The 21,881-nt window shown below is 37.6% G+C and carries 20 protein-coding genes; 11 read left to right on the forward strand and 9 right to left on the reverse strand.

Translation table 11 applies throughout. From position 1 onward, the window contains the following. Positions 1-18: 18 nt before the first annotated feature. The 3 genes from ASE92_RS06970 to ASE92_RS06980 all read right to left on the reverse strand — a co-directional run bounded on the left by ASE92_RS06970 (position 19) and on the right by ASE92_RS06980 (position 5,286). The gene (locus ASE92_RS06970) at positions 19-1,356 is read right to left on the reverse strand and encodes a hypothetical protein (RefSeq protein WP_056849402.1); all 1,338 of its coding nucleotides are present in this window, start codon (positions 1,354-1,356) and stop codon (positions 19-21) included. Between the two features lie 95 nt (positions 1,357-1,451). Next, a complete protein-coding gene (locus ASE92_RS06975; RefSeq protein WP_056849403.1) occupies positions 1,452-2,909 on the reverse strand; it encodes an amino acid permease in 1,458 nt (485 codons plus the stop codon). A 130-nt stretch (positions 2,910-3,039) separates the two neighbouring features. Further along, entirely contained in the window at positions 3,040-5,286 is a 2,247-nt protein-coding gene (locus ASE92_RS06980; protein WP_056849404.1) for a sodium-translocating pyrophosphatase, read from the reverse strand. A gap of 307 nt (positions 5,287-5,593) precedes the next feature. Between ASE92_RS06980 and ASE92_RS06985 the strand changes: the two genes are divergently transcribed. From ASE92_RS06985 to ASE92_RS07005, 5 genes are all read left to right on the forward strand, one after another. Beyond that, the gene (locus tag ASE92_RS06985) at positions 5,594-7,033 is read left to right on the forward strand and encodes an APC family permease (protein WP_056849405.1); all 1,440 of its coding nucleotides are present in this window, start codon (positions 5,594-5,596) and stop codon (positions 7,031-7,033) included. 433 nt (positions 7,034-7,466) lie between these two features. Next, positions 7,467-8,414, forward strand: coding sequence for a TIGR01212 family radical SAM protein (locus tag ASE92_RS06990; protein WP_056849406.1), 948 nt, complete (start codon positions 7,467-7,469; stop codon positions 8,412-8,414). 344 nt (positions 8,415-8,758) lie between these two features. Then, positions 8,759-10,147, forward strand: coding sequence for an ammonium transporter (locus tag ASE92_RS06995; protein WP_056849407.1), 1,389 nt, complete (start codon positions 8,759-8,761; stop codon positions 10,145-10,147). A gap of 37 nt (positions 10,148-10,184) precedes the next feature. After that, positions 10,185-11,201, forward strand: coding sequence for a porin (locus tag ASE92_RS07000; protein ID WP_056849408.1), 1,017 nt, complete (start codon positions 10,185-10,187; stop codon positions 11,199-11,201). 82 nt (positions 11,202-11,283) lie between these two features. Continuing rightward, positions 11,284-11,859 carry a DUF4468 domain-containing protein gene (locus tag ASE92_RS07005; RefSeq protein ID WP_056849409.1) on the forward strand — a complete coding sequence of 192 codons (576 nt, stop codon included), beginning with the start codon at positions 11,284-11,286 and terminating at the stop codon, positions 11,857-11,859. Position 11,860: 1 nt separating this feature from the next. Here ASE92_RS07005 and ASE92_RS07010 read toward each other — a convergent pair whose 3' ends face one another. From ASE92_RS07010 to ASE92_RS07020, 3 genes are read right to left on the reverse strand one after another with little or no spacing between them, the layout of a single operon-like run. After that, positions 11,861-12,328, reverse strand: coding sequence for an SRPBCC family protein (locus tag ASE92_RS07010; RefSeq protein ID WP_056849410.1), 468 nt, complete (start codon positions 12,326-12,328; stop codon positions 11,861-11,863). A 31-nt stretch (positions 12,329-12,359) separates the two neighbouring features. Beyond that, the gene (locus tag ASE92_RS07015) at positions 12,360-12,887 is read right to left on the reverse strand and encodes a TlpA disulfide reductase family protein (protein ID WP_056849411.1); all 528 of its coding nucleotides are present in this window, start codon (positions 12,885-12,887) and stop codon (positions 12,360-12,362) included. A gap of 48 nt (positions 12,888-12,935) precedes the next feature. Next, positions 12,936-13,409 carry a ribonuclease H-like YkuK family protein gene (locus ASE92_RS07020; protein ID WP_056849412.1) on the reverse strand — a complete coding sequence of 158 codons (474 nt, stop codon included), beginning with the start codon at positions 13,407-13,409 and terminating at the stop codon, positions 12,936-12,938. A gap of 242 nt (positions 13,410-13,651) precedes the next feature. On the opposite strand from ASE92_RS07020, the gene ASE92_RS07025 reads away from it, so the two are divergent. The 6 genes from ASE92_RS07025 (at position 13,652) to ASE92_RS07050 (ending at position 17,457) form a co-directional block, all read left to right on the forward strand. After that, entirely contained in the window at positions 13,652-13,870 is a 219-nt protein-coding gene (locus ASE92_RS07025) for a hypothetical protein (RefSeq protein ID WP_157255670.1), read from the forward strand. 43 nt (positions 13,871-13,913) lie between these two features. Next, on the forward strand, positions 13,914-15,218 hold the full coding sequence (locus ASE92_RS07030; RefSeq protein ID WP_056849433.1) for a DEAD/DEAH box helicase: 1,305 nt from the start codon (positions 13,914-13,916) through the stop codon (positions 15,216-15,218). 326 nt (positions 15,219-15,544) lie between these two features. Next, the gene (locus ASE92_RS07035; RefSeq protein WP_056849414.1) at positions 15,545-15,775 is read left to right on the forward strand and encodes a DUF1456 family protein; all 231 of its coding nucleotides are present in this window, start codon (positions 15,545-15,547) and stop codon (positions 15,773-15,775) included. Between the two features lie 18 nt (positions 15,776-15,793). Next, the gene (locus ASE92_RS07040) at positions 15,794-16,522 is read left to right on the forward strand and encodes a GDSL-type esterase/lipase family protein (RefSeq protein ID WP_157255671.1); all 729 of its coding nucleotides are present in this window, start codon (positions 15,794-15,796) and stop codon (positions 16,520-16,522) included. Between the two features lie 176 nt (positions 16,523-16,698). Further along, entirely contained in the window at positions 16,699-17,046 is a 348-nt protein-coding gene (locus tag ASE92_RS07045; protein ID WP_056849415.1) for a hypothetical protein, read from the forward strand. Positions 17,047-17,064: 18 nt separating this feature from the next. Further along, a complete protein-coding gene (locus tag ASE92_RS07050; RefSeq protein ID WP_056849416.1) occupies positions 17,065-17,457 on the forward strand; it encodes a hypothetical protein in 393 nt (130 codons plus the stop codon). A gap of 46 nt (positions 17,458-17,503) precedes the next feature. On the opposite strand, the gene ettA is transcribed toward ASE92_RS07050, so the two are convergent. The 3 genes from ettA to ASE92_RS07065 all read right to left on the reverse strand — a co-directional run bounded on the left by ettA (position 17,504) and on the right by ASE92_RS07065 (position 21,205). After that, complete coding sequence (ettA, locus tag ASE92_RS07055; RefSeq protein ID WP_056849417.1) at positions 17,504-19,183, reverse strand: energy-dependent translational throttle protein EttA; 1,680 nt, start codon at positions 19,181-19,183, stop codon at positions 17,504-17,506. A gap of 127 nt (positions 19,184-19,310) precedes the next feature. Next, on the reverse strand, positions 19,311-20,834 hold the full coding sequence (locus tag ASE92_RS07060; protein WP_056849418.1) for a DUF4394 domain-containing protein: 1,524 nt from the start codon (positions 20,832-20,834) through the stop codon (positions 19,311-19,313). 53 nt (positions 20,835-20,887) lie between these two features. After that, positions 20,888-21,205 (reverse strand): hypothetical protein, encoded by a 318-nt coding sequence (locus ASE92_RS07065; RefSeq protein ID WP_056849419.1) that lies wholly within the window; start codon positions 21,203-21,205, stop codon positions 20,888-20,890. Positions 21,206-21,881: the final 676 nt, after the last annotated feature.

Below are 21,881 nucleotides of genomic sequence, written 5' to 3' on the forward strand. Positions count from 1 at the left end.
TCCTTATCAAGAAATTCTTTAGAAATAGAACTGGGTTCTTAAAGTAAACACATTGTCTTTTCTATCGTCTGTATAATCTGGTATTTGGGTCGATTCATTTTTAATGATATCGTAGTATAAAACCGCTTTAAAGTGTGGATTAAAGTGATGTAAAAAGCCGAAGCCAAAGGTATCGAAGCGAACGTCGGCAGCAGTTAAGCCTCTGGTTGCTGAGATATCCATGCCTTTAACTTTCGAATTCGGATCGTACCAGTCATATTTAAAAATAAGTTGGTTATCGGTGCTATTTAAGGTTTGCACAAAAGTGAAATATGCGCCATTAAAGTTTCTGGTATAATAAGGCAATGGGACTGATTTATTATCTACAGGGTAGGAGCCGGGCGTGGTCGAAGTTGTGGCCGTTGCAGATTGAAGCCCGGAAATCACCTCTGCTCTTAATTCCGATTTCCAGCTTTTGGTTGATGTTGCAAGCTGGATGTCCGCTCCATAATACTTCCTCGGAGCAACCTTATTGATAGTTGAAGCAGACGAATCTTTAACCATGCTCAAAATGCCATTTTGATTATCCATCTTATAACTCACAGGCAAGCGATGGTTTAGTCCGCCTTGTAAGGTACTTATTCCGCCAGCAATGGATAAACCCACGCTTTTTATTTTATAAGGTTTATGGCTTAGTCTTGCGATTACGTCTTTACTGTTATCAAATTCTCCGGGCCCAGCTAAACCCTGGCCATTGTAAACACCTAAATCGAATACGAAATTTTTGAGCGTGGCATCTTTCCATCTTGGATTAAAGGTAAAAGTGACGCCTAAATCACGTTCGGTCTTCATTAAAATCTGCGACATCCGCCCACGTTCCGGTGCTTCCCTTACTGAAGAAGAGAGTTGTAATTCATTTCCAAAAGGACGGCCTGAAAGCCCCAAAGTGATGTGGAGCAGCTTCCACTTGTTTTCATAATAACGGCCCCAAAAATCCCTGATATTAACGCCCTGCTCAGTTCCATCAAATTGCAAAACAAAATAAGTAGATGGACTTTGGTCATCATTCAATATCATATAATCGGCCCTTAACCTGCCACGTCTTAAACGAAAACGATTATTGGTGAACTCGCCAAAATTGCCACCCTGATATTCTGCTTGTGTACCGTTTGTTTGAGCCACCTGGAACTGAGGTTGCATGTAACCGCTAAATGATAATGAACCATATTTCTTGGAGATGATTAACAGGTGATTCACCGTTGTGGAATCCATGATATCATTTATAGTGCGTTGTGCAAAAGCATTTGAAGAAATAACGAACAAAAATAAAATACCAATAATGTATTTACCAAATGCCGATAAAAATGGTTGGTTCATGTAGCTGATTTTCTGCAAAGGTATATCAATAAAATCTTTACCAAAATAAATGGCACAAAAAAGCCCCGATTTATCGAGGCTTTAAATATTTATTTCTATAATTCTGGTTTTGGAGGATCAACTGGAGTAACCACTTTTCCTTTATTTCCAAGTACTGAATTTCCTTTTCCGTAGAAGAAGTAAATCGCTACACCTAAAGCCATCCAGATTGCTAAACGAATCCATGCTTCTATTGGTAACGACGACATTAAATAAACACAAACAATTACGCCCATAATTGGCACAAATGGCACCAACGGAGTTCTAAATGGTCTTGCTCTATCTGGATCAGTTTTACGTAACAACATTACGCCGATGCAAACCAATGAGAAAGCGAATAAAGTTCCAATCGAAACCATGTGGCCTAAATCGGTTACCGGAACAAAACCAGCGAATATGCTCACAAAGAACATAAAGAAAATGTTGGTTTTAAATGGCGTTCTGAATTTAGAGTGAATACTACTGAAGAATTTAGGCAATAAACCATCTTTAGACATGGTATAAAATACTCTAGATTGTCCCATCAACATTACCAAAATTACCGAAGTATAACCTGCTAAAATGGCAATGATTAATCCCATTTGCAACCAGCCATATCCCGTTACTTTAAATGCAGTAGCTGCAGGAGATGCATCACCTTTAAAGATAGAATAAGGAACTAATCCTGTCATTACGTGAGCAAACAATACATAAAGTATGGTACAAACTACTAATGAACCTAAAATACCGATCGGCATTCCTTTTTGAGGGTTTTTAGCTTCCTGAGCTGCAGTAGAAACCGCATCGAAACCAATAAAGGCGAAGAATACTAAAGCGGCACCAGCTGCGATACCAGAGATACCAAATTCACCTTTAACACCTGTATTTTCTGGAATATATGGCGTGTGGTTAGCAGGATTGATAAATTTCCATCCAAGCGCAATAAATACAATTACAACAGTAACTTTTACAATTACCAAAATATTGTTAAGACTAGCTGATTCTTTGGTACCACGGATTAACATGAGTGATAATAATGAAACGATAACAACAGCAGGAAGGTTAATTCCTCCTCCATCAACTTCAGCAAAAGATTTTGTTAAATAGAGCGGCATTTCCATTCCGAACTCGTGGAGGAGTTTATTAAAATACCCAGACCAGGATACACCAACTGTGGCCGCTCCGAGTGCATATTCCAATACTAAATCCCATCCGATTACCCAGGCCATAAATTCGCCCATGGTGGCGTAAGAGTAAGTATAAGCACTACCCGCAACCGGAATCATAGATGCAAATTCTGCATAACATAATCCAGCGAAAGCGCAGCCTACAGCAGCCAATACAAATGATAAGGTTACAGCCGGACCAGCGTGGTCTGCAGCAGCGATACCAGTTAAAGAAAATAAACCTGCCCCAATAATAGCTCCAATACCCAATGCAACAAGGCTCGTACTGCTTAGTGTACGTTTGAGTGTGCCCTCTCCACTTTCAGCAGATTCTGCTATAAGCACATCAATAGGCTTTTTTAGATTCATAATTTGTTTAGTCTTTTATGTTTGTTGATTTTATGATAATAAGCGGTAAACCTAAATAAAAATTGCGAAAAACAAAAAGGGATTTTGCTAAAAACCCCTTTTAAGTCTTAATCTCTCTATGATTTTACAGTTAGTGTGTTAAAGTATCGGTACTATTGATTAAAGTATCTGTAATTGTATTGCCAGATGCATCGATTTTCTGCTGAATCTTGATTTCTTTCTTAACTTCTTGCTGATGATTGCCAGGGATTGCCTTAACTGCGATGTATGGAGCAATAACCAATGAAACAATCGACATCAATTTGATTAAAATGTTCATTGATGGGCCAGAAGTATCTTTGAAAGGATCGCCAACGGTATCGCCGGTTACCGAAGCTTTATGTGGTTCTGACTTTTTATAAAACATTTCGCCGTTAATCATTACACCTTGCTCAAAAGATTTTTTGGCATTGTCCCAGGCACCGCCAGCGTTACTCTGAAAAATCCCCATTAATACGCCCGTTACTGTAACCCCAGCTAACAAGCCGCCTAAAACTTCCGGGCCGAAAGCAAATCCAATAATAATAGGTGTAATTAGTGCAATGGCACCCGGAAGCATCATTTCTCTGATTGAAGCTTTTGTTGAGATCGCTACGCACTTTTCATATTCAGGCTTTGCTTTATACTCCATAATGCCTGGGATTTCACGAAACTGTCTGCGAACTTCTTGAACCATATCCATAGCAGCCTTTCCAACCGCCTGAATACATAATGCTGAGAAAATAAAAGGGATCATCCCGCCCACAAATAAGCCTGCCAAAACCGGTGCTTTATAAATATCTATAGCGCTAATACCAGCAATTCCAACAAATGCAGCAAATAAAGCCAAGGATGTTAAAGCAGCAGAGGCAATAGCAAAACCTTTTCCAGTAGCTGCAGTAGTATTTCCAACTGCGTCTAAATTATCTGTTCTTTCTCTAACTTCGGGAGGGAGCTGGCTCATTTCTGCAATACCACCTGCATTATCCGCAATCGGACCAAAAGCATCAATGGCCAATTGCATGGCAGTAGTTGCCATCATTCCGGCAGCAGCAATAGCTACTCCGTATAGCCCGGCAAAGTAGTAAGATGACATGATGCCACCCGCTAATACCAAAATAGGGATAACCGTCGATTTCATTCCTACAGATAAACCAGCAATGATATTCGTAGCATGACCTGTAGACGATTGTTGAATAATTGAGTTTACAGGACCTTTGCCCATAGCGGTGTAGTACTCGGTAACGATACTCATTATGGTACCCACTACAAGACCTACCATGATCGCATAGAAAACATTGATGCTAGAAAACTGATATCCACGTAAATTCAAAGTTTCAGGCAACATCCATTCTACAATGAAAAATGAAGCAACTGCGGTTATGATAATCGACGACCAGTTTCCCAGGTTCAGCGCATTTTGAACATTTGATTTTTCATCTTTAATGGTAACAAACCATGTTCCGATAATAGAGAATATAATGCCTAACCCACAAATAACCATCGGCAAAAGGATAGGAGACATCCCGCCAAAATTATCTTTCACATCTATTTCCTGGCCCAAAACCATCGTTGCTAAAATGGTTGCCACGTATGAACCAAATAAATCGGCGCCCATTCCGGCAACGTCACCCACATTATCACCCACATTATCGGCAATTGTTGCCGGGTTACGTACATCATCTTCAGGAATGCCCGCTTCCACTTTACCCACTAAATCGGCACCTACATCGGCAGCTTTTGTGTAAATGCCGCCACCTACACGGGCGAATAAAGCAATTGATTCAGCTCCTAACGAAAATCCGGTCAATACTTCGATAGCGGTTTTCATCTCTACGCTGTTAACCGATACTACATTAAAATATTTTAAAAAGACAATAAATAAACCACCCAATCCCAGCACTGCTAAGCCAGCTACACCTAAACCCATCACCGTGCCGCCGGTAAACGAAACTTTTAGCGCTTGTTTTAAGCTAGTCCTTGCAGCTTGTGTAGTTCTCACGTTAGCTTTTGTGGCGGATTTCATCCCGATATAGCCAGCGCTTGCAGAAAAGAATGCGCCGATTAAAAATGAAATCGAGATAATCCAGCTAGAATGCATGGGAACACCATTGATTTCGGTAATGGTTCCTGAATAGGCAAGCAAAGCCGCTGTAAATACAGCAAAAATGCTCAAAACTTTCCATTCCGCTTTTAAAAAAGCCATTGCACCATCGGCAATATAGCCAGCAAGTTCCTGCATGTTTTTATCGCCTGCATCTTGCTTGTTTACCCAGGCGCTTTTAATCATCATCACAATTATTCCAACTAGGCCCAACGCCGGAATAGTGTAAATTAAGTTGTCTTGTAAAAAATTCATAGTTAATATTTGGTTATTGGTTTGTTGATATCAAGTTCATAAAATTACCCTCATCAGTAAAGAACATTGATTTTGGTATTTTGGTTATTAGTTTAGCAATATAATAATTTTATTTCCTTGTGGTTAAATAAAATAATAGAGAATGAAGGAATGACTGAAGCGCGGAATTTTCAACACATTTTTAAGGCTAAATGTCATTCAGGCATTTCATCTTCATTAAAATAATACAAAGCAAGAAGTTGCTTTATGTATTTTTATAAATAAATTAGCCGCTAACTACAACTAAAAACCAAACTAAAAATTTAAAATGGAAAATCTTCAGGAAAAGGGATCTACGAAAAGAAAACTAGGTCTTTTTGATGCTGCGATGTTGGTAATGGGATCAATGATTGGTAGCGGAATCTTCATTGTGAGTGCCGATATCATGAGAAACCTCGGCTCTGGCTACTGGTTAATTGTGGTTTGGGTAATTACAGGGGTAATGACGGTAGCTGCTGCCATTAGTTATGGGGAGTTATCTGCAATGTTTCCAAAAGCAGGAGGTCAATACACTTACCTCAAAGAAATTTTTGGTAAAATGATGGGCTTCCTTTATGGATGGGGACTTTTTACTGTAATTCAAACGGGTACCATTGCAGCTGTTGCGGTAGCCTTCGGAAAATTTACCGCCTATTTAGTACCCGCTTTAAATGACGCCGCTCCAATTTTTCAAAGCGGTGGATATAAAATTACCTGGATCCAGATTTTAGCCATTGGTGTAATCTTATTGCTCACTTATATCAACACGAAAGGGGTAGAAAGTGGCAAAATATTGCAAAATATCTTTACAGGATCTAAAATTGTGGCTTTAATCGGCTTAATTATCTTAGGTTTTCTGTTGGTGAAGAGCAACTTCTGGTCTGAAAACATGAGCTTCGGTTGGGATGCTTTTAATAATCTTAAAACAGATTCGGCTGGCAATTTGACTAAATCGGGCTGGGAATCTATTTCCGGAATGACAATTATGGGTGGTATTGCCGCTGCAATGGTGGGCTCGGTTTTTTCGAGTGTAGCATGGGAAAATGTAACCTTCGTTTCGGGAGAAATTGAAAATCCAAAGAAAAACGTAGTCCGATCGATGGTTTTGGGCACTTCGGCAGTAATGATTCTTTATCTATTGGTTAACTTCATTTATCTAAATACCTTAGGTAGAGATAGCATTGCATTTGCTGCTAATGATCGGGTTGCAGTTGCTGCATCCGAACAAATTTTCGGAAGTGGGATCGGAACAATTGTAATGGCTGTTCTGGTAATGGTTTCTACATTCGGCTGTGTAAATGGTATCGTGCTGGCAGGAGCAAGGGTTTTTCAAACCATGGCACAAGATGGAATGTTTTTTAAAGCTGCTCTTGAAAACAATAAAAACGGAGTGCCTGAAAAATCACTTTGGATGCAAGGGATCTGGGCCTCGGTTTTATGTTTGAGTGGCCAATACGGCAACTTGTTAGATATGATTTCTTTTGTTATCGTGCTATTTTATATGATCACCGTTTTCGGGGTTATATATTTAAGATTGAAGCAACCCAATTTAGAAAGGCCATATAAAACGTGGTTATATCCAGTAACGCCAATTATTTACTTATTAATTGGTGCTGCATTTTGCATCTTGCTTTTGATTTATAAACAACAATATACCTGGCCTGGGCTTATCATTGTTTTACTTGGTGTTCCGGTATATTTCTTTATCAATAGAACAAAAGAAGGTTGAGTTTAAAGTTGATATTAGAAAGTTAACATGGTAAGGGAGCAGATTTATTTGCTCCTTTTTTGTGTAATAATGTCTCTACGCTATTTTTTTATTCGAAAAGCAGGTTTCTGTGTCCATCGGTTTCGGAAGTCCCGCCTTCACTCCAATCTTTTTATTTAAGCCTAATAGGTTTTCAAACGGCTACGCCGAAACCTATTAGGTTTATAAAAAGGATTTCCGCAACAGTCGGGTTTAGTTAATTTCAACAATTGTATGAAACTCAATCAGTAAACCCCACAACCCACAAAATCATCTTAAAGATTGCCTGCCACGGTAGCCAGAGGGAAATCCACCTTCAAATGGAATACTGTTTTGATTTTTAATATTTATGATCGATATGTAAACTTAAAAGCTAAAAACTTATACTTAAATCTATTTGTGTATTTTTGCGGTAATGGGAACACAGGTTGATTTAGGTATAAAGGGATATAAAAATTACGGCACACATCTACGTGAAAAATATAACGGCCAGCGTGTATTTAAAGTAATTGTAGATGGTGGTTTTACCTGCCCTAACAGAGATGGTAGTAAAGGTTTTGGTGGTTGCACTTATTGTAACGTAGATTCTTTTACGCCCGAGCCGTCTCGCAAGATGCCTACCATTAGAGAGCAATTGGAGGAGGGGATTAAACGAGCTAGAACCAGTTATAAAGCTGATAAGTTTATAGTTTACTTCCAGCCAAATACCAATACTTATGCGCCAACGCATTATTTAAAGATGATGTATGATGAAGCGCTTTCGGTAAATACAGAAGATATTGTTGGTTTTTCGGTAGGTACTCGTCCTGATTGTATCGACGCCGAAAAGGTGGCTTTGCTGGAAAGCTACGCCGATCGTTTCGACGTTGATTTGGAAATGGGAATGGAATCTATTTACGATGAAACTTTAGAAAAGATTAATAGAGGCTGCAGCCATGGAGAATTTGTAGCCGCGGTTAAGCTTCTGGAAAATAGTAAACTCGATCTTTGTGTACACACCATCTTTGGTTTCCCCTGGGAGACTAAAGAAATGATGCATGGCTATATTCATGAAATCAACCGTTTCCCTCAAATAAAGTTTGTTAAATTTCATCATCTTCATATCGTAGAGGGCTCTATAATGGGTGCGAAATATAAAAAAGAACCCTTTAAGCTTTTTACCCTGGAAGAATATACAGATTTGCTCTGCGAACTTATTCCGATGCTACGACCAGATATTGTAATTCAGCGTTTATTTGGGATTTCTGATTGGGATTTGCTAATTGCGCCAAATTGGGGGTTAAATAAATCGGCAATTCAAACCTATATAGATAAAGCGCTAGAAAAAAGAGAGGTTGTTCAAGGTTCTCTTTATTTAGGTTAATTATTTACTTTTTGTTAATTTTTTTATTAAATCCTGCGAATTATCACAGGATTTTTTGTTTTTGCAGCTTTAATGTGATAATATTCTTCAAAAAATTGATAAAAACTTATTATTCTTTCAAAATAGGAGATTTTATTTTTGTTAAAATGCGCCTATAAAAAGTGTCGTTTTTTGTTATCGTTTCATTTTTAGCGTTATATTTTGCCTTGTTTTACAAAAATTTGCTGTTTTTGTTATAATTATCTAATTTAATGGTGTAAAAATTACAATATGTCGTATTTTTATCGAAATAATTATTGAATTATTAAGAGATTTATTAAAACAAACAAATTAAACTAAAAAACATGAGTAAATTTTCCCTCAAACAGTATGCGCCCTTCGCAGTCTTAATGATTGTGGCAATTGCGGCACTATTTATTCCTTTACTTCCAAATTTTGACGATGGAAAATACAGTGCACCTGATATTGCCTTCGTTTTAATTTCGGCAGCTTTGGTGTTTTTAATGACTCCTGGTCTTGCATTTTTCTATGGTGGTATGGTTCACCGTAAAAATGTACTATCAACTATGATTAAAAGTGTAGTTGCTGCGGGGGTTATTACTGTTCTTTGGACAGTTGTAGGTTTCAGTCTAGCGTTTGGAGAATCAATAGGTGGATTTATTGGAAATCCTTCAACTTATTTGTTCTTTCAAGGTGTAAACTCTGGACCAGCTTGGGGTACTATTCCTTTATCGCTTTTCGCTGTGTTCCAGCTTATGTTCGCCATCATCACCCCAGGTTTGGTTGTTGGTGCTGTAGCTGAACGTATCAAATTTACTTCATACATTTTGTTTATTGTATTGTTTGCCATTTTCGTTTACTCGCCATTGGCACACTGGACATGGTCGCCAGAAGGATTTCTATTGAAAATGGGCGTTCTTGATTTTGCTGGTGGTACAGTTGTTCACATTTCGGCTGGTATGGCTGCTTTAGCGGGGGCGTTGGTATTAAAACGTAGAAAATCTCACTTAGAGCATAAAGAAGTTCCACCTGCAAATATTCCCTACGTATTAATAGGTACAGGTTTACTTTGGTTCGGTTGGTTCGGCTTTAACGCAGGTTCGGCTTTAGGAGCAAACTCTTTAGCAGTCTCAGCTTTCTTGACCACCAATACTGCGGCTGGTGCGGCAGGTTTATCGTGGATGTTCTTTGATGTAGCGAGAGGCAAAAAACCATCCGTTCTGGGTTTCTGTATTGGTGCGGTAGTTGGTTTAGTGGCCATTACTCCAGGTGCTGGTTTTGTAAGTATTCCTTCAAGTATCTTTATTGGTGTTATTGCATCAGTAATCTCTAACCTGGTTGTTTCATGGAAACAAAAAACAAGCTTAGATGATACTTTGGATGTATTTCCTTGCCACGGTGTTGGTGGTATTGTTGGGATGATTTTGACAGGTGTTTTCGCAACTAAAACGGTAAACAGCATTGGTGCTGACGGTTTATTGTATGGCGGTACTGAGTTTTTCTTTACTCAAGTTAAAGGTGCCGTAATCGTAATCATCTTCAGTTTTGTGGTGTCTTTCATCATCTTTAAATTCATCAACCTAATTCAACCAATTCGTGTATCAGAAGAGGAAGAAGAAATGGGACTTGATGAGTCGCAGCATAATGAAAAGTATTCTCAAGGTACATTGTTAGTGGAAGAGAGAGCTATCTACATTGAAAAAAATAGCCCTTTAACAGAACCAATAGCCTAACCTTTTAATAATATCTAAACCCAAATAAAGCTCAAACATGAAGAAATTTTTAACTGCTATTTTCGCAATGGCCAGCGCTAGCTGCGCCCTCGCTCAAGAAACGCCAACATCTCCACTCGAAATTTCGGGCTCGGTTGATACCTATTTTAAGTACGATTTTGCTAAACAACCCAATATCGGAACTTCATTTGCATCAGATCATAATTCAGTATCATTAGGGATGATTGATTTGGTTTTGAAGAAAAAAACCGGAAAAGCATCATTCGTAGGTGAACTATCATTCGGACCAAGAGGCCAAACGCAATCAATTTTAGATGCTTCTGATGATGGATCATCTTTCCATATCCAAAACTTATACGTAAACTACGATTTTACAGATCAGTTTTCGATGACGGCCGGTTACATGGGAACATTTATTGGTTATGAAGTAATATCTCCGGTAGGAAATTTTAATTACTCTACTTCGTACTTATTCACCAATGGCCCTTTCCAAAATGCGGGAATTAAAGCAACCTATAAATTCTCTGATAAAGTAAGTTTAATGGCTGGTTTATTTAACGATTGGAATGTTTATACGGCAACCCGTGGCGTATCAAGTATTGGTGGTCAGTTAATGGTTTCGCCTGTTGAGGGCTGGACTGCATATTTAAATGTATTATCTGGTGCTGGTGGTGGTGGTTATGGTACAATTGCTGATTTAACTACTGCTTATCAAATTACAGATAAGTTCAAGTTAGGTTTAAACGCAGCCAACTATGATATCAATGATGATGCTGGCGGTTATGCTGGTGCAGCACTATATCCTCAATATTCATTTACAGATGCAGTTGCATTGGGTTTAAGAGGTGAGTATTTTAAATACAAAAATGTAGGTGGTATTGAGGGTGAAAAGTATACTTCGGTTACGCTAACAGCCAACATAAAATCTGGAGGCTTAACTTTCATTCCCGAAGTTAGATTAGATCATAGCGGAACTAAACCATTTGCAAAGGAAAATGGAATGGCTGCTCCAAATGCCGGGCAGTTTTCATTAGCAGCAGTTTACGCTTTCTAAAGGCAATCAATATTTACTAAGCCGCCAGTCCATCTAAACTGGCGGCTTTTTTTTACCTTAGGTACCGATTAACACCATTAATATGAAATATACACTCGCAATTTTTCTCTTACTTTTAACAATTGAGCTCTCGGCTCAGGAAAAGCAATTTTCTAAAGATGAAAATGGTAAGTTTATTTATTATAAAGTTGTTGATTCACAAAACCTCGATAAGTCAGTATTGATAGATCGGGCAACAGATTTTTTTTCTGCTAACAAAAATTCATTAAAAATAACAGAGCGCACAGATACTTCTATTTTAGCTACAGGAAAATTGATAATCGATAAAACTGTTTTAGTTGTTGGTCATCCTAGCGGTGAACTGAACTATAATCTTTCTTTCCAGGTTAAGGAAGGGAAGTATCGCTATTGGTTAACTGATTTTACCTACATTCCTTATCAAAGAGATCGCTATGGTAATTTCGTAGCCAAAACAAATATTACTACGCCACTCGAAAAACAAGCCGATAAATTAAATTCAGGTTCTTGGAAAGACGTGCAAGCGGCAGCCTATACAAAAGTTGCAAAATTAAGTGATGCGTTTAAAAAATATTTGGCTACAGATAAAAAAGCACCATTACCTGCAAAAGAAAAGACCATTTCTACCAAGAAGTGGTAGGTTATGGTTTTCCAAAAAGTGCTTCTACCTTTTGGTAACGAAAATCAAATATACCCTTGATTTTGTTCTTCACCACAACTGCATTTGCTACATTACCGATTGGCCCCCAACCTACGCTGTAATGCAAAATATCATGCATTAAAACACCGCTGTCTATTGGTTTAAAATGGTGCTGGTGATGCCAAAAGGCAAACGGCCCAAAACGCTGCTCATCTATAAAATATTCCAGATCTTTTACGTGGGTAATTTCCGTCACCCAATCGAGCTTTATTCCCAAAAGCGGTGATACCTTGTAAGTGATAATCAAACCTGGATACATCTTTGTGTTCTCCATATTAGGCGAAGTAACATCGAAAGTCATATCAGCTGGCGTAATTTCTGCCAGATTTAATGGCGAAGAGAAGAAATCCCAGGCTTTTTCTATGCTAATGGGAAGTTTTTGAGTGAATTCTGTCCTATGTAATTTCAAATCAGATTTTTATACATAAACACATTCAGCGTTATTTTGTGTTGGATGCAGCATTTAATTTATCATCGATCAATTTTACCAGGCGCTGAAATTCTTTCTCTTCATAGCCAATAGATTGATAAATGATCTTCCCATTTTGATCAATCAAAATGTTTCGAGGGATAGATTGTTTTGCGAATTTGCTGAAAATACTTCTGTTTACATCAGGAAGAATAGGAAATGTAAAACCTCGTTTCGCTTTATAAGGTATCAATTTATCCCATCCTTCCTCTCTTCCAAATACAAAAAATTGAAAGTTTTTGTCGTTTTTATGCTTATCCCAAATTTGTTTTTGCACCAGTGGCAACTCGGTATTGCAGGGTGGACACCAGGTGGCAAAAAGGTTAATTAAAATTAATTTACCCTTAAAATCGGCTAAATCTACAATTTTACCTTTTTCGATTTCGAATGTAAAAGTTGGAGCTGTATCGCCAACTTTTGTGTACGAGCCTTCATCGCTTGTCTGCGCAAATGTGTTAATCGAAAAAGCCAGAAATAATAAAAGTAAGATCTTCTTCATACAAAATGATTTATGTTAAAGATACTCTTATAAATTTTCTTTGCAAAACTAGTGTACCATTTTATCTGCGCAGGTAGAGCTGGCAAATGCTTCAGGTTTGGCTTTGAAAATAAAACCCATACTCAAAATATATCCCATGGCATCGTTCAGTGCCTTGTTCGATTTGAAAGAAGGATTGGTGTTAATATCTGCATGAACTTCCAGAGCAACATCATAAATATCCAGCAAATCGCAAATAGAATAAGCGGTTTCGATTGATTTTTGAACCTCCATCAACATTCTTTCTTTGATACCCACTTGTTGAGTGCTTTTTTCTTGATGGATGTACATGAATCCGCCATGATGCTCTCTTAGCAGTACGATAACGGTTGCAAAATCGGTTGTCAGTCCCTTAACTTGCGAATCGGTTCCGATACAGACTTTCAGTTTGTAGCCATTTTCTGTTTCTCGGATAATGGCTTGCTCTACTTCTTCAAGGATAGAAGATTGGATGATTTCTCCACTAAATTTTTTCCAGGTCATACACTAAATTGTTTTTTAAGGTTAATTCCAAAGGAATCCCTTTGGCACAAATGGTACTTGGGTTTATATAAAAATAGGAGCTAGAAATTAAATTGATGTTAAGCTAGGTTATTTATTTGTTAACAAAAACTTAGTTTTCAACAAGTTAAGTGTTTTAAGTGTGATTAATATCAATTGATTTATATTAATTACAACTTAACGGACGTTTTACTTGTTACATTTTATATTAAAAATCAATGATTATGAGCGCAGAATTAATTCATGAACTTCAGCTTTTGCAAAACAGCAGAGCCAATAAATTTGCGGATGATTTAACTGATAGACTAAAATCATCTGTTGATCTTGTAACGGAAAAAGTTAATTCATCAATGGCCAAACGTGGTAGCATGTTAATGTTATTGGAAAAACGTTTCAGCTTTTCTGCTATTAGAAAACTTAAATCTAGGCTATTTAAGTTCTAATTGAATTTTATCAGGGCCAATCGAAATGCTTATCTTTGGCGAAATGATAGAGGACGCCTTAAAAAGATTAAATATTACCAAGCTTAATGAGATGCAGGAGGCTGCTTTAAAGGCGGTAAGATCCGGTAACGATGTATTGCTAATTGCGCCAACCGGATCTGGCAAGACATTGGCTTTTCTATTGCCCTTGCTGCAAAAATTAAAACCTGAAGTTAAAGGTGTTCAAGCGATGATTTTGGTTCCTTCAAGAGAACTTGCTTTGCAAATCGAACAGGTTTTTAAACAAATGGGAACTCCATTTAAGGTTAATTGTTGCTATGGTGGCCATGCCGTACGGGTAGAAAAGAATAATCTGACTCATCCACCGGCTGTATTAATCGGTACCCCAGGTCGGATTGCTTATCATCTGGAACACCAGAATTTTGATGAATCTTTCGTTGAAAATTTAGTTCTGGATGAGTTTGATAAATCTTTGGAGTTTGGTTTCGAATCGGATATGTCTTACATCATCGGTAAGCTATTATCTTTGAGGCAGCGCATTCTTACTTCGGCTACAAAAATGGAGGAAATTCCTGCTTTTGTAAAATTGAAAAACCCTGTAGATATCGATTTTTCAAAAAACTTGCAAGCCAAGCCAGATTTAATATTAAAAAAGGTAACAGCACCAGCGGCAGATAAGTTGGAAACCGTATTTAGGTTATTGAGTAAGATAGGGGATAAAAATACGCTAGTGTTCTGTAATCACCGTGAAACGGTAGATCGAATTAGTGATATTTTGTTTGAGCATGGTTTGGGACACGATGTTTTTCATGGCGGAATGGAGCAGATTGATCGGGAGAAAGCGCTTTTGAAATTCAGAAATGGCAGTCATAAAATTTTAATTACAACAGATTTGGCCGCCCGTGGGCTCGATATCCCTGAAATTGAACACATCGTTCACTATCAGCTGCCCTATACTGAAGATGCCTATATTCATCGAAATGGACGTACAGCCAGGATGCATGCGACGGGAACTGCCTATGCCGTAATTACCCCTGAAGAAAATTATAAGTACCTTCCTGAGAACATAGAAGAAGAAGAGCTTAAAGAAAATTATGCTATTCCAGAAGCCAGTGATTGGGTAACCTTGTATTTGGCTCACGGAAAAAAAGATAAAGTTAATAAAATAGATATAGTAGGTTTATTCTTGCAAAAAGGTGGACTTGCCAAAGAGGAGTTGGGACTGATAGAAGTGAAAGATAACACCAGCTATGTAGCTGTAAAGCGAGCAAAAGCTGATCAATTGATGCGCACATTGGCTGGCGAGAAAATTAAAGGAAAGAAATTAAAACTGGAGATAGCGAGTTAGTTGAAGGTTGAAGGTTGAAGGTTGAATGTTGAATGTTGAATGTTGAATGTTGAATGTTGAAGGTTGAATGTTGAAGGTTGAAKGTTGAAGGTTGAATGTTGAAGGTTGAATGTTGAAGGTTGAATGTTGAATGTTGAAGGTTGAATGTTGAAGGTTGAATGTTGAAGGTTGAATGTTGAAGGTTGAAGGTTGAATGTTGAAGGTTGAAGGTTGAATGTTGAAGGTTGAATGTTGTAAAGTTAAGTGTATTATTCACTCATTCAAAATTCAGTAATTAAAATCCATCCCTAATTCTGTTATTCAAAATTCAATAATTAAAAAAAAATATGAGCAATAACGATATATTAAAAAAATTAAGGGTAGCACTGTCATTAAAAACAGAAGACATAATTACCATTTGTGATTTGGTGGGATTTAAAGTTACAAAAGCCGAATTGGGCGATATTTTTAGGAATGAAGACCATGAAAATTTCAAGCCCTGTGGAGATCAGATTTTGCGTAATTTTTTAAATGGTTTGGTAATCTATAAAAGAGGCCCGAGAGAAGAGCAAAAGTAAATTGATTAACAACATCCCATGTTAATAAAAATTAAGATATTAATATTCCTATTTGGCTTAAGCTCTTTAACCTTATTTGCCCAACAATCCGATCCAAATAAAAAAGAAGACTTTTCCGACGATTGGGCGGCGCTTTCCAAATATAAGCGAGAAAACGAATTGTTGGCCCCGGCAGCAAAGGGCGAGAAAAGAGTAGTGTTTTTAGGTAGTTCAATATTCGAATTCTGGAAACAGAAAGATCCCGAATATTTTAAGCGCAACCCCTATATAGATAGAGGAATAAGCGGACAAATCTCTCCCCAATTATTAATTAGGTTTAGGCAGGATGTTATCAACCTGAAACCGAAGGTAGTTATCATTTTAGCAGGTAGCAATGATTTGGCTGGAAACAAGGGGCACGTAAGTAATGAAACGGTACTAAACAACATCAAATCAATGGCAGAATTGGCCAAGAAAAATCACATTAAAGTTATTCTCTGCAAATATTTGCCTATTTACGAGTATCCGTGGAATAAAAATTTAAAAGGCGTAGCAGATCAGATTATTTCTCTCAATGATGAAATTGTTGCCTATGCAAAAGCCAACCGTTTTACTGTATTGGATTATTGGACGCCATTGGTAGACGAAAGAAATGGACAAAAAGCCGAATATACTGAAGATGGAGTACATCCAAATTTTGCTGGTTACAAGGTAATGGAAACCGTAACAGAACAAGCCATAGATAAAATATTAAGAAGAAGAAAATAAAATAAACCCATGGCTAACAGTCATGGGTTTATTTTTTTATTTAAACTTTCAATAATATTTGAAAATACAGAAAATAGTGTTTACATTTACCTCATCAAAATGAAAGTATTTAGATTTACTGCTACTGAATTTTGACTGGATAGGATGGGGGTTGATGATCATTAAAAACTGGTAAAATGAATTACAATTTATTAGGTTACGGCATCTTCATTTCAGTAATTGTTTTTATCATCGTTATAGTGGGAAAAATTTGCTATCGAAACGGTAATATTTTTGTCGCTGCGCTGATTCCTAATCATTTGGAATTGTGCCAACAAATTAACAAATCGCTTTTGGTTTCTTACTATTTGGTTAATATCGGCTATTGCGCTATGACGCTGATAGGTTGGGAAACCATTAACAACCCACTGCAACTCGCAGAAGTTTTGGCTAGTAAAGTGGCCATAATCATCTGCATACTTTCAGTCCTACATTATTCAAATATTTTTTTGCTTACCAATACCATTCATAAATTAATTAAATAACAATCTAAAAATTTAGTCATGGAAACTACCAAAATTTTAATCGGTTATGCTGTCTATTTACCAGTAGCACTTTTCTTAACTTTTTATGTTTCAAAAACATTATTTAAAAATAGCAAGATTTACATGCTCGATATTTTTAAAGGAAGAGAAGAGATTGCAAATGCAACAAATAAACTTTTCGAAACAGGATTTTATTTATTAAATGTTGGTTTTGCGCTTTTAATCATGAAAATAACCATCTACTCAAATAGCTATCAGGACTTAGTTGAAGCTTTAAGCTCCAAAATCGGTGGATTTTCTATTTACTTAGGAGTTATGCTGTTTCTTAATCTTTATTTCTTTTTTAGAGGAAAGAGAAAAGCTAAAGAAAGTCAGCAACCAAATGTTCCGTTTATTACAAGTTCACATTAAATTGATAAAAACAAAAAGTCCCGATTTTACTCGGGACTTTTTGCTACTAGTTTAGTTTTTTATATCTAATTCGTTTCGGTGCTACATCTCCCAGGCGTTTCTTTCGGTTTTCCTCGTAATCAGAATAATTTCCTTCAAAGAAATAGACTTCCGAATTGCCTTCAAAAGCAAGAATGTGTGTACAAATCCGATCTAAAAACCACCTATCGTGACTAATAACCACGGCACAACCGCCGAAGTTTTCTAGAGCTTCTTCTAATGCCCGTAAAGTGTTCACATCAATATCGTTCGTCGGCTCATCGAGCAAAAGTACGTTTGCACCTTTCTTTAAAGTAATGGCCAGGTGAACTCGATTACGTTCTCCACCCGATAAAATGCCTACTTTTTTCTGTTGATCGCCCCCGTTGAAATTGAATTTTGAAACATAAGCTCGACCGTTAACGGCTTTGGTTCCTAATTGAATGTTATCCAAACCATCGGTAATGTTTTCGTAAACGGTTTTATCTGCATCCAAATCATTGTGCATTTGATCTACATAACCCAGTTCAACAGTTTCACCTACACGGAAAGTTCCATTATCTGGTTCTTCCTGTCCGGTAATTAAGCGGAATAAAGTTGTTTTACCTGCACCATTTGGCCCGATAATTCCAACAATACCAGCCGGTGGCAACGAGAAGTTTAAGTTATCAAACAAAACTTTATCGCCATAAGCTTTAGTTACATTCGTTGCTTCGATTACCACATTCCCCAAGCGAGGGCCCGCAGGGATGAAAAGCTCCAGTTTATCTTCCCTTTCTTTTCCATCCTCTGATGCGAGCTTATCATAATTTGCTAAACGAGCCTTAGATTTTGCATGACGTGCTTTTGGTGCCATACGTACCCATTCCAACTCACGCTCCAAAGCTTTTTGACGTTTACTTTCTGTTTTATCTTCTTGTGCCAAACGTTTAGCTTTCTGATCTAGCCATGATGAATAATTGCCTTTCCAGGGAATACCTTCACCTCGATCCAATTCCAAAATCCATCCGGCTACATTATCTAAGAAATACCTATCGTGGGTTACTGCGATAACGGTTCCTTCATAGTTTTGCAGGAATTGCTCTAACCAATCGATACTTTCTGCATCCAAGTGGTTGGTTGGCTCATCCAATAATAACACGTCGGGTTTTTGAAGCAACAAGCGGCACATGGCCACGCGGCGGCGTTCACCACCTGAAAGCACGCCAATTTTAGTTTCCGGATCAGGGCAGCGCAAAGCATCCATTGCTCTTTCTAATCTCGAATCAATTTCCCATGCGCCTAAAGCATCGATTTTATCTTGTAGTTCGCCTTGGCGAGCCATTAATTTATCCATCTTATCGGCGTCAGAATAATTTTCTTCCAAGCCGAAAGCTTCATTTACTTCTTCGTATTCTTTTAAAATAGCAGTAACTTCTGCAACACCTTCTTCAACCACTTCCCGTACTGTTTTCTCAGGATCAAGAATCGGCTCCTGTGCGAGGTAACCTACAGAGTACCCTGGCGAAAACACCACTTCGCCTTGTATAGATTTATCCAGGCCAGCAATAATTTTAAGTAAAGATGATTTACCAGAACCGTTTAAACCGACAACGCCAATTTTAGCACCGTAAAAAAATGATAAGTAAATATTTTTTAAAACCTGTTTTTGTGGTGGATAGATTTTACTCACTCCAGCCATTGAAAAGATTATTTTTTCGTCAGACATAATGGAATTTTATTTCTGCAAAGATGCTTATTTTGAAACAAAAATCTAAGCGATAGACAGAATTAGTATACCAAAAAAAATGGCCGCAGTAATTATACTGCAGCCATTCATCATTAAAATATAATGATTAAAAACCTAATCCTAAAGCAAAACCTCTGGAAGCATTTGTTATAGTTGCACCAGCAGTAGCTGCTCCAGTAGTTAAGTTTACGCTGTAAACTCTCTGAGTTGTACCCACCGTGAATAAACCATAAGCCAAGCCACTAGTACCGCCAATATCAAAGCCGTTGCTTGCCTCAACATTAACACCTAAAGCACCCACGTCAACCAACAATCCACCGTTTGGATTATCTTGTTTTACCAACTTATCGCTATTTGAATCGATATCAAATAGAACGGTTGTAGTTGCGCCAAAAAAGTTATTGGTGTAAGCAGCACCAGTAATTCCGGTAGTTGCAGGATTTAATGTTCCATCTGTAATTACACTTCCATCCAATGGATTGAACCTTAAATTCTGGCCAGCATTACTTACAATTCTGATGCGATCGACAGTTGGATTGAAATCGAAGCCGAATTGTGTGCCACTCAACAAAGTGCTAAATGGAGTAGTACCTACAGCCGTAGCTGCGCCAGAAGATGTATTGATGGTGTAGATTCTGCTGCTGCTGCCTAAAGCATACAGTTGGCCGTTTAGTGGACGGAAATCTAACCCTAAAATTTGTTCTCCAGTTTGAATTCCAGCAATCGTTTTAACCGCAATTGTTGGTGTTGCAGCCATTGGATTGAAAATTAATAACTCATTATTGTTAGAAACTGCGTAAGCAACAGGCTCAGTTGGAATAGCTAAACCTGTAATATTTGAAGGAAGGTTTCCAATTTTTGATGCTTTACCAGTATTGATATCAATAGTGAAAAGAGATGAAGTTCCTGCAACCGATAATGCTGCGATAGCCACAGTTCCATCAGGATTGATATCGAAACCGCCAGCCTCCTCAACATCGAAACCCAAGGTTCCAACTTCAACCAATTTCCCATCATTCGGTGGATCTTGTTTATAAAGTTTATCCGTAGCCGCATCAATATCAAAAAGAACGGTTGCTGTAGCACCGGCTTTATTTTGTGTATAAGCTACCGAAGTAACTTTTGCGTTTGCAACACCGTTGATGGCGCCATCTACAATCATTACTGTACCCGTTTCCGGGTTTAAGCGTAAGTTTTGACCATTATTGGTTACCACGCGAATACGATCTACCGTTGGATTGAAATCGAAACCTACAGCTGTACCAGATAATAATGTAGTAAATGGAGTGGCAGAAATGGATCTTGCTGCGCCCGTTTTCTGATCGATAACATATAAACGGCTAGTGCTGCCTAGGCCATAAAGCTGTCCTGTAGCGGGGCGAAAATCTATCCCTAAAAGCGTTTCACCTTGTTGTAAGCCAGAAATATTCACTGTCGACGTTGCAGACGAAGGGTTTTTAGCATTGATCATCAACAATTTGCTGTCGGATGTTAACGCATAAAAATTTAAATCCGGGCCTGGAACAAGCGTTTCCATTGGGTTTTTTCTGTCTTTTTTGCAGGCAGAGAATAAAATTGGGGTCATAAGGGCAAAAAGTGCCATTATGAAGAAATGTCTAGATTTCATCATGATTGTAGTTTTAGTAATTATTTTAATTGAAAAAATAGGAGTTAGGTAGGCTACTATTTTGGGGGTTGTTCAGGGATCTGAAGATGGCAATAAGCTAAAATGAAATTGCCTGAGAATGAAAGCTTATTGGCAGTGTTGAAATCGGAAAATGCAAAATTTAAAATCTTGTTCAAATCAAGATCTGTTAGTTTCACTTTTTCTTCCAGTTGGTTTTGTTTTTCTGAAGCTGACTTATCACTTTCATCAGTCGAATTTTTCTTGATGACTTCTTTGGCTATCTGCGTAACCGGAGTTGCATATACCACTATTCTGCCGGCAAAAGCAAGCAGCAAAAATGGTATAATAAAAAACCGTTGGTAGAGAGGTGCCATATTAATTGTCAAAATCAGTTACATATACGTTAGTTATTTGGGGTTAGATTTTTTTGGAATAAATTATTTTTGACTACTGATGGGGTGGCTTTTCAAACCGCGTAAAATTCGTTCTGCCCCTTGAATAGTCTACGTTGATAGATGTAGTATACTTGTTAATTAAACCCGATATTAGCGGAAAGCCCGGATTGTGTTTTTTCTATACCAACGGACTTGTAGTGTTAGCGGCGCTGGCCAAAATAGCGACTAACGGCCTGCCTTTTCCAGAAAACAAAATCATTTGTAAAAGGTTAATTCATCAGTAATTAAGCAGAATTTTTATTTGCCCACCATTAAGTTTTGTAGTTTAATTGATAAATGATGTCAATATCTTTTTATTTACTGTCAAAACTTGTAAATTGCTGATGTAAAAGGTTACAATTTGTCAGTATAAGTTGGTGTAAATTTCCTTACAAAAAACCGACAATATTTAAAGCGGCATTAAGGTGAGTAGTAAAAATCTGCCTCAAAACTTATAAAACACTTATTACGTAGATATATATAAAGTAATTTAATATTATCTAAACGAAATTCTTACGTTAATTTCTGGATGATTAGGCTTTCAAAAGCCTGTTTCTCCACCTTGATGGCGCAATTGTTGATAAAATAAAGAAAACAGCAGGTACTCTTTTTATAA

Origin of the sequence: Pedobacter sp. Leaf41, from assembly GCF_001422545.1 — a bacterium.
In the GTDB taxonomy this organism is placed as follows: Bacteria; Bacteroidota; Bacteroidia; order Sphingobacteriales; family Sphingobacteriaceae; genus Pedobacter.

Coding starts and splice junctions, on each gene's coding strand:
- ASE92_RS07035 (WP_056849414.1), top strand. CDS start 15,545: ATGAGCAATAACGATATATTAAAAAAATTAAGGGTAGCACTGTCATTA.
- ASE92_RS07050 (WP_056849416.1), top strand. CDS start 17,065: ATGGAAACTACCAAAATTTTAATCGGTTATGCTGTCTATTTACCAGTA.
- ASE92_RS06985 (WP_056849405.1), top strand. CDS start 5,594: ATGGAAAATCTTCAGGAAAAGGGATCTACGAAAAGAAAACTAGGTCTT.
- ettA (WP_056849417.1), bottom strand. CDS start 19,183: ATGTCTGACGAAAAAATAATCTTTTCAATGGCTGGAGTGAGTAAAATC.
- ASE92_RS07000 (WP_056849408.1), top strand. CDS start 10,185: ATGAAGAAATTTTTAACTGCTATTTTCGCAATGGCCAGCGCTAGCTGC.
- ASE92_RS06980 (WP_056849404.1), bottom strand. CDS start 5,286: ATGAATTTTTTACAAGACAACTTAATTTACACTATTCCGGCGTTGGGC.
- ASE92_RS07015 (WP_056849411.1), bottom strand. CDS start 12,887: ATGAAGAAGATCTTACTTTTATTATTTCTGGCTTTTTCGATTAACACA.
- ASE92_RS07045 (WP_056849415.1), top strand. CDS start 16,699: ATGAATTACAATTTATTAGGTTACGGCATCTTCATTTCAGTAATTGTT.
- ASE92_RS07060 (WP_056849418.1), bottom strand. CDS start 20,834: ATGATGAAATCTAGACATTTCTTCATAATGGCACTTTTTGCCCTTATG.
- ASE92_RS07020 (WP_056849412.1), bottom strand. CDS start 13,409: ATGACCTGGAAAAAATTTAGTGGAGAAATCATCCAATCTTCTATCCTT.
- ASE92_RS07065 (WP_056849419.1), bottom strand. CDS start 21,205: ATGGCACCTCTCTACCAACGGTTTTTTATTATACCATTTTTGCTGCTT.
- ASE92_RS06975 (WP_056849403.1), bottom strand. CDS start 2,909: ATGAATCTAAAAAAGCCTATTGATGTGCTTATAGCAGAATCTGCTGAA.
- ASE92_RS06995 (WP_056849407.1), top strand. CDS start 8,759: ATGAGTAAATTTTCCCTCAAACAGTATGCGCCCTTCGCAGTCTTAATG.
- ASE92_RS07030 (WP_056849433.1), top strand. CDS start 13,914: ATGATAGAGGACGCCTTAAAAAGATTAAATATTACCAAGCTTAATGAG.
- ASE92_RS07040 (WP_157255671.1), top strand. CDS start 15,794: ATGTTAATAAAAATTAAGATATTAATATTCCTATTTGGCTTAAGCTCT.
- ASE92_RS06990 (WP_056849406.1), top strand. CDS start 7,467: ATGGGAACACAGGTTGATTTAGGTATAAAGGGATATAAAAATTACGGC.
- ASE92_RS07025 (WP_157255670.1), top strand. CDS start 13,652: ATGAGCGCAGAATTAATTCATGAACTTCAGCTTTTGCAAAACAGCAGA.
- ASE92_RS06970 (WP_056849402.1), bottom strand. CDS start 1,356: ATGAACCAACCATTTTTATCGGCATTTGGTAAATACATTATTGGTATT.
- ASE92_RS07005 (WP_056849409.1), top strand. CDS start 11,284: ATGAAATATACACTCGCAATTTTTCTCTTACTTTTAACAATTGAGCTC.